Below are 6817 nucleotides of genomic sequence, written 5' to 3' on the forward strand. Positions count from 1 at the left end.
AAAAACCCTTTTCTTTTGGAGGTAAAAAAAGCTGTAAACAAGAAAACATTATACAATTACCAACAGGAAGATCTTAGAAAAATCTTCAAGCATTTGGAAGAGCTCCCTGATGGCACAAATATCCTATACCAGCTTCCCACGGGGGGTGGCAAAACCGTGGTCTTTTCCGAAATTACCCGAAAATACATCCAAAACACGGGCAAGAAAGTCATTGTTCTGACCCACAGAATCGAGCTGAGCAAGCAAACCTCCCATATGTTGCACGGTTTTGGAGTTGCCAACAAGGTAATCAGTAGCGAGGTCAAGGAACTTCACGATCAAGACGATTATATGTGCTTTGTGGCCATGGTGGAAACCCTCAACAATCGGTTACAGGAAGAAAAGGTGACCATCAACAATATCGGTCTGGTCATAATCGATGAGGCCCACTACAATTCGTTCCGAAAGCTGTTCAAGTACTTTGACAAGGCCACTATCTTGGGGGTAACGGCAACTCCACTGAGTTCCAATATTAAACTTCCCATGAAGGATCATTATAAGCATTTGATCATTGGGGAATCCATCAAGTCTTTGATTGAGAAACAGTTTCTGGCACGGGCCAATCTCTATAATTTTGATGTAAGCCTCAAGACGTTGAAGTTGGGAATCCATGGGGATTATACCGTAAAATCCTCTGACGAATTCTACGGAAACCACAGTATGTTGGGCAAACTATTGTCCGCCTACGAAGAAGTGGCCAAAGGCACCAAGACCTTGATCTTCAACAATGGAATCAATACCTCGCTATACGTTTACGAGACCTTTAAAAAAGCAGGGTACAACATTCGCCATCTAGACAACAAGAACACAGCCAACGAACGAAAGGAAATTTTGGAATGGTTTGCCGAAACCCCGGATGCCATCCTAACTTCGGTAAGTATCCTCACCACCGGTTTTGATGAGCCCAGTGTGCAATCCATCATCCTGAACAGGGCCACAAGGTCGCTCACCCTATATTTTCAGATGATAGGGAGGGGGTCACGGATATTGCCCAACAAGGACGAGTTCAATGTAATAGATTTGGGTAACAACATCGCCCGTTTCGGACCTTGGGACACTCCCGTGGATTGGCAGGAAATCTTCCACTTTCCAGATTTTTATCTGGAGAACATCAAAAATGATGAGGAAATAGAGCGGGATTTCGTTTACGAAATGCCTGAAGAACTCCGTGCCAAATTCAGCAAATCGGATAACATTACTTTTGACATCAAGGAAGAATACAAGAAGGTCTTTGCCCAAGGCAAAAAATCCAAAGAGGTATTGGAGCGCAGCATAGAACAGCATGCCCAAATCTGTGTGGAAAACAGCGAGGATGTCTTCGATGCCCGAATCCTGGCCAAGGAACTCAAAGATGAGATTGCTTATAGGGTACGCCAATACTCCTATTGCATCATGAACAACACCAAAAACTACAAAGAGTGGTTGGAGGAGGACTATGAGCGTAAACTGCGTTCCAGCATTTCCAAAAAATTTGCGGCACTGATGTAACATGAAAAAGGCCCTGTTCATAGGTCATGTATGGCCAGAACCCAGTACCACGGCAGCAGGTCACCGAATGCTGCAGTTGCTGGACGCCTTCCAAAAGTTCGGATATCAGATCACCTTTGCCTCCACGGCCCAAAAAACGGAATATAGCCTTGATTTGGCCGGTATGGGTATTACTTCGGTCGATATTTTACTCAACCATTCCAGTTTTGATGTGTTTGTCGCGGAACTGTCTCCGGATGTAGTGGTGTTTGATCGATTTATGGTAGAAGAGCAATTTGGATGGCGCGTGGTCGAGTTTGCCCCCAAGGCCATTCGTATTTTGAACACAGAAGATCTTCATGGATTGCGAAAGGCTAGGGAAGAGGCCCACAAAAAGCAGGAATCCTTTGTACTTGACCAATGGACCAACCATCCCACGACCCTGAGGGAACTGACGAGCATCTATCGTTCAGATCTTTCCTTGATGATCTCCAGTTATGAGTTGACCATTTTACAGGAAACACTGAAGGTTCTAGAGAATTTGCTGCTACATCTTCCTTTTATGGTGGAAAACATCTCAAAACAAACCTATCACCAATGGCCCAGTTTTGAAGATCGAAAGGATTTTGTTACTGTGGGCAATGGCAGACATGCCCCCAATGTGGACTCGATACAGGTTTTAAAAACCAAGATATGGCCCCTCATCCGAAAAGAATTGCCCGATGCCCAAATCCATGTGTACGGAGCCTATCTACCTCAACAAGTCAAGGAAATGCACCATCCCGAGCAGGGATTTCTCGTAAAAGGTTGGGGCGAAGATATCGGAGACATCATGGAAAGTGCCCGTTTGGTATTGGCACCAATCCAGTTTGGGGCAGGCATCAAAGGCAAATTGTTGGATGCCATGCTACATGGCGCCCCAAGCATCACTACGCCAATTGGAGCAGAAGGAATGCATGGTAATTTGCCTTGGAACGGAACCATTTGCCGAGATTGGGAATCCTTTGCCCAAGCAGCAATCAAGCTCTATCAGAACCCGGTCCAATGGAAAGAGGCACAAGCCGATGGAGTGGTATTGGTCAATACGCTATATGATAAAGAAAAGCTTCAAGACCAATTGCAAAAGACTTTGGAGACATTGCATCAAAACCTCGATGCCCATCGCGATCAAAACTTTATCGGAAGACTATTACAACATCATACTTTGGCAAGCAGTAAATATATGGCCAAGTGGATCGAGGCAAAAAATAGAAGATAGCTTGGATTTCACTCCATTTTTTCCATTGGTTCTGTATATACTTTTTTCATTGTTTCGGCCTTGTTTTCATCTTCCGCCACAGCGGAAGTGGTAAACATCATTACCCCACTAGATTCTCCTGAAAGTCCACCTCTTAGAACCGTTTCAAACTCTTCTGCGGAAATCGTTTCTGGGCCGTTAAGGGCTTGAACGATAGGCCATACTTTTGGATATTCATCCTTCTTAATGTTCAAACGGTCACCAAACCAAAGAATGTTCTCTTTCACCCAATTGGGGTCTCTTTCCATTCTTCCGTGGTAGACCATCGGGGAAAAAACATCAATGGTTTCCCGCAATAAATCATAATCCAATCCCAAGATACGTCGTCTTGCCCCATCAAACTCTTCATCGTCCCAGGGACAGTGGTAAAGGCCAAGCAGGGCCTCAGGTTTTATCTCTTTGACAATGTTCTTCATTTCATAAGTCCAATCATAAATGACCTTACAACGCCAATCCCGCCAGGTTGTATCATGTTGGTCAAGAATCCACTGGGCTTTTTCCGAAGTGGTTCCTTCAGGGATTTCAATGTTTGAATCATGAGAAAATTCATCCAGACAGTGGTCACAGAAACAGGTTTCTGGCAATATGGGTTCAGGGTCCTCAAACTGGGCGTGCCAGTGCACATAATCCATCCAAACCCCATCCAAGTCAAACTCTAACAATAAATCCCGTAATTGGTCAAATCGATACTTGCGGAAGCCGGGTTCAGTAGGACAGACTCCCATGAACCACGTAGCAGCCTCTACTTTTTCCCCTTTTTCATTGATGGCCCACGCTTCAGGGTTTTCTTCCACATACCCTTTCCCGTTCAACGTAGCAAATTCAGCATAAATTTTCAATCCCTCGGATTTAGCCCTATCCACCATTTCAGGATTTATGGACCCACTATGCACAAAAATGGCATTGACCCCAAGTTCATTAAGATTATACCCCTTGTCCCATAAAGGTTTTGGATTGCCATAAACGCCCCTTATTTGGACAGTTTCAGCAACTTCAACAGGTTTTGGTTTCGGTTTACAGCTAAATAACAATACTGGGGCCATGCACCATACCATATACCGATAACAAAATTTGATAATTGAATCCATGGATGTAAGCTTATGAAAGTGATACAAGGTTCTCATCTAGTCTCTTTGATAGCCAGGCCCGTGCACCACCCGCCCAGGAAATGCTCCGGTATGCTCCCCTTCCTTGAGCACTTGGGTGCCGTTCACAAAAACATGTACCATTCCGGTGGCATATTGATGGGGTTTCTCAAAAGTGGCTTGATCTTGAATCTCTTCGGTATCGAACAAAACCACATCGGCATAATGGCCTTGGGTCAATGCGCCCCGCTTTTTGATCTTCAAATTGGTAGCGGGTAGGGTAGTGAGCTTGTGAATGGCCTCTTCCAGCGGTATCACTTTTTCGTCCCTGACATACTTGCCCAGCAAACGTGAGAAATTGCCATAGGCCCTGGGGTGGGTGCTCGATTTCAAGAACACGCCTTCAGCAGCCATGGATTGCGCATCGGAACCAAAACTCATCCAAGGCAGGGCAATCTGCTTTTTTACATTCTCCTCGGACATTAAAAAGTAGATGGTCCCTACGCGGCTACCGTCTTGAACCACCAAGTCCATAGCAGTTTCTTCCGGGGAAAGATTTCGCATTTCCGCTACCTCCTTCAAGGTTTTCCCGGTCAGGTATTTTAAGGAATCATTTTTAAAACCCACCAATAGTATTTTAGCCGGGTCGCCTGCCGCTTGCATTAGACTTTCCCATTCATCGGTAGGAGTCGTCATTTCTTGCCTGACCTTTTTTCTGATGGCGGGATCTTGCAAACGTTCCGCCCATTTCTCGTACCCACCTTCCTGTACCCATGGGGGCATGGACGCATCCAATCCTGTGGCTCCTGCTACATAATTATACATGTCAGCCGTAATGCTCATGCCCTTTGCCCTTGCCGAATCAACTTTAGCCACCACGGCATCAAACTTGTCCCAATTTTCCTTTCCGCTTTGTTTTAGGTGATAGACTTCGGCCCGTATTCCTGCTTCATGAGCTATTTGAATCAATTCGTCCAAGCTTTCTAAAAGTCGGCCCCCTTCACTTCTCAAGTGACTGATATACATGCCGTCATAAGCGGAGGCAACCTTGCAAAGTTCTATAAGTTCCTCTGTACTGGAATAAAAGGCCGGGGCATAGATCAACGAAGAGCCCACTCCCAAAGCACCCTCTTCCATAGCCTGTTTTACCATTAATTTCATGGAGTCCATTTCCTCTGGAGTAGGTTCCCTATCCTCATACCCCACCGTGTTGACCCGCAGGGTGGTGGCTCCCACAAAGGAGGCTACATTGGGAGAAATCCCTTTGGACGTAAGAAAGTCCAGATATTCGTTCAAAGTGGTCCAGGACACGTCATACTTGATGTCGCCTTGACTCTCCTGTTCTTGTTGTCTCATTTTCTCACTTAAGGGCCCCATGGACACTCCTTCGCCAAAAACTTCCAAGGTAACCCCCTGTTTGATATCTCCCATGGATCGACCGTCCTCGATAAGGGATTCCACCGCCCAACTCAACATGTTGATGAACCCTGGGGCGACCACCAAATTGGAAGCATCAATCTCGGTATCTCCCGTTGCGTTCTTCAAATCACCCATCGCGGCAATCGTATCGGCATTGATTCCCAAATCGCCAACATAGGAAGGATTACCCGAACCATCCATGATACGCCCATTTTTGATGAGTACATCAAATTTTTGGGGTTTTGAGCAATTAATCAATAACAAGGAAATTAGGATAAAAGAAACGGAAAGGTTGAATCGCATAGTTTGGTCATTTAGTGAAAGATACCAATTTAGTGATTTTTATGCTGATGTATTCAACACCCATATTTAGGTCATAAAAAAGATGTCAAAGGAACTTTATAAGTTCCTTAAAGTAACCAAAGTCGTTATTGTGGTAGGGTCTGAAAATTTAAAAATGCCGTACTTTGTGACATTAAATATTTCTTTATGAAATCACCCAATTGGCAGACCGCCCTAGAATTTGAGGATATCACCTATAAAAAAAGTGATGGTGTGGCACGCATCGCATTCAACCGACCCAACGTACGCAACGCGTTCCGTCCAAAAACCACCAGCGAACTTTACCAAGCCTTCTATGATGCCCATGAAGACACCTCCATTGGCGTAGTGTTGTTATCTGCCGAAGGACCTTCGACCAAGGATGGGAAGTGGGCCTTTTGCAGTGGGGGCGACCAAAAAGCCAGGGGCCATCAAGGCTATGTAGGCGAAGATGGCTATCACCGTTTGAATATTTTGGAGGTACAACGCCTTATCCGTTTTATGCCCAAGGTGGTAATTGCCGTGGTACCCGGTTGGGCCGTAGGGGGAGGGCATAGCCTGCACGTGGTGTGTGATATGACCTTAGCCAGTAAGGAGCATGCCATTTTTAAACAGACTGATGCCGATGTGACCAGTTTTGATGGAGGATACGGGTCGGCTTATCTGGCCAAGATGGTCGGACAAAAAAAGGCTAGGGAGATTTTCTTCTTGGGTCGAAATTATACTGCCCAAGCTGCCTATGAAATGGGTATGGTGAACGCGGTTGTTCCCCATGAAGAATTGGAAGATACCGCCTACGAATGGGCCCAGGAGATATTGGAAAAATCACCCACCTCAATTAAAATGCTCAAGTTTGCCATGAACCTTACCGATGATGGCATGGTCGGCCAACAGGTGTTTGCAGGAGAGGCCACGCGATTGGCCTATATGACCGAGGAGGCAAAAGAAGGACGAAATGCATTTTTGGAAAAACGGAAACCCAACTTTGGGAAGAACAACTGGATTCCATAAACCAATGGACAATGTTCAATAATCAATTACAAGTACTTGATTTAGTCCAGAACAAACAAAAAACAACTCTTATAATACTAGATTCTTCCTCCTTGTTTGGAAAGCGATGAGGTGATTCGAGAAATTCGCGTCAACCATTTTCCCAAAGATCTTAAACCAAAAAGAGCCTTGCCACTTG

The 6817-nt window shown here is 45.2% G+C and carries 5 protein-coding genes; 3 read left to right on the plus strand and 2 right to left on the minus strand.

Going from position 1 to position 6817, the window contains the following annotated elements; genetic code table 11:
• Positions 1 to 15 precede the first annotated feature (15 nt).
• Positions 16 to 1527 (plus strand): DEAD/DEAH box helicase, encoded by a 1512-nt coding sequence (locus F8C76_RS04165; RefSeq protein WP_129654255.1) that lies wholly within the window; start codon positions 16 to 18, stop codon positions 1525 to 1527.
• Between the two features lies 1 nt (position 1528).
• Positions 1529 to 2764 (plus strand): glycosyltransferase, encoded by a 1236-nt coding sequence (locus tag F8C76_RS04170; protein ID WP_152130583.1) that lies wholly within the window; start codon positions 1529 to 1531, stop codon positions 2762 to 2764.
• A gap of 8 nt (positions 2765 to 2772) precedes the next feature.
• Here F8C76_RS04170 and F8C76_RS04175 read toward each other — a convergent pair whose 3' ends face one another.
• Both F8C76_RS04175 and F8C76_RS04180 read right to left on the minus strand, forming a co-directional pair.
• Positions 2773 to 3891, minus strand: a complete 1119-nt coding sequence (locus tag F8C76_RS04175) for a hypothetical protein (RefSeq protein WP_152130584.1) — start codon at positions 3889 to 3891, stop codon at positions 2773 to 2775.
• A 36-nt stretch (positions 3892 to 3927) separates the two neighbouring features.
• Positions 3928 to 5610, minus strand: coding sequence for an N-acyl-D-amino-acid deacylase family protein (locus F8C76_RS04180; RefSeq protein ID WP_152130585.1), 1683 nt, complete (start codon positions 5608 to 5610; stop codon positions 3928 to 3930).
• Between the two features lie 186 nt (positions 5611 to 5796).
• On the opposite strand from F8C76_RS04180, the gene F8C76_RS04185 reads away from it, so the two are divergent.
• Positions 5797 to 6639 carry a 1,4-dihydroxy-2-naphthoyl-CoA synthase gene (locus F8C76_RS04185; RefSeq protein ID WP_152130586.1) on the plus strand — a complete coding sequence of 281 codons (843 nt, stop codon included), beginning with the start codon at positions 5797 to 5799 and terminating at the stop codon, positions 6637 to 6639.
• Positions 6640 to 6817 lie beyond the last annotated feature (178 nt).

This window comes from Flagellimonas olearia (assembly GCF_009184425.1).
GTDB lineage: Bacteria > Bacteroidota > Bacteroidia > Flavobacteriales > Flavobacteriaceae > Flagellimonas > Flagellimonas olearia.

What these genes read in the sequence shown, in the direction of transcription:
- F8C76_RS04185 (WP_152130586.1), top strand. Translation starts at nt 5,797, where the DNA reads ATGAAATCACCCAATTGGCAGACCGCCCTAGAATTTGAGGATATCACC.
- F8C76_RS04170 (WP_152130583.1), top strand. Translation starts at nt 1,529, where the DNA reads ATGAAAAAGGCCCTGTTCATAGGTCATGTATGGCCAGAACCCAGTACC.
- F8C76_RS04180 (WP_152130585.1), bottom strand. Translation starts at nt 5,610, where the DNA reads ATGCGATTCAACCTTTCCGTTTCTTTTATCCTAATTTCCTTGTTATTG.
- F8C76_RS04175 (WP_152130584.1), bottom strand. Translation starts at nt 3,891, where the DNA reads ATGGATTCAATTATCAAATTTTGTTATCGGTATATGGTATGGTGCATG.